The organism is Streptomyces sp. MI02-7b (assembly GCF_033793585.1).
GTDB lineage: Bacteria > Actinomycetota > Actinomycetes > Streptomycetales > Streptomycetaceae > Actinacidiphila.
Map to the genome: position 1 here is coordinate 1 of NZ_JARAWX010000073.1, position 984 is coordinate 984.

The window sequence follows — 984 nt, forward strand, 5'->3', positions numbered from 1 at the left end:
GACCGACCGGCAAATGGATCATGTGAGGCGTCGGGTGGTGGGTCGGGCGTCCCAGCGGTAGCGGCTCGTTGCTCGACGGATCAGTATGCGGAGCGTGACGAGGGTGGCGGCGAGGTAGAGGTAGAAGTCCACGACCTTGCCGCTTTTCTCCGTGCAGCGCCGCAGCTTGCCGTATCCGTTCATCCATGAGTGCGTGCGTTCGACCACCCAGCGTTTGCCGGCCTGGATCGGAGCCGGCACGCCCTTGCGCGCGATCTCGGCAGTGAATCCCAACTCTGTCACCAGCGCGCGGGACTTGGCACTGTCGTAGCCGCGGTCGAGGTTGACGTTGACTGTTGTCGGCATCGTGCCGACCTGGGCTTTCGCGGCTTCCAGGGTGGGGCCGAGCAGGGGCGAGTCGTGCCGGTTGGCACCGTCGGAGACGATCCCGAGCGGGACACCGCTCGCGTCGGAGGCGACGGAGCGCTTCAGCCCCTGCTTGCCCCGGTCGACCGGGGAACGTCCGGCCTTCTCGCCTCCGGACGGGGCCTTGGTGATGCAGCCGTCGACGGAGATCTCGCTCAGCCCCAGGCCGATCATCCGGTCGTACGCCTCAAGCGCGAGGGCGTGCACCTGACCGGATATTCCCAGCTCAGCCCACTCTTTGACGCGTCGTCGGATCGTGCGGTCAGAACATCCGGGACTGGAGATCCGTTCGTATCCGGAGCCGTGGACCAGCGCGAGCACGATGTGCTCGAAGACCTTCCGGTCGGCGATCCGGCGGCGGTGGCAGCCGAGCGGATGGTCCGCGACGAATTCTCCGCGGTCGGGCAGGAGGGCAGCGAACTGGTCCCAGAGGGGTTCGAGCAGGCAAGATGGCAGAGCGGGCACGGCGTCCTTCGTGATCACTGAGCGTAGAGAACTCCATGATCACGCAGGCCCGTGCCCGTGCCGCATCCAGACCATCTCCCAGACGCACAGCGGCCACCTATTGCCGGTCGGTCT

Annotated in this window: 1 protein-coding gene; it reads right to left on the reverse strand. The window is 66.7% G+C overall.

The features are described from left to right. Positions 1-18: 18 nt before the first annotated feature. Positions 19-870: an IS5 family transposase gene (locus PV364_RS41110; protein WP_319666059.1), complete on the reverse strand. Its 852-nt coding sequence runs from the start codon at positions 868-870 to the stop codon at positions 19-21. Between the last annotated feature and the right edge of the window lie 114 nt (positions 871-984).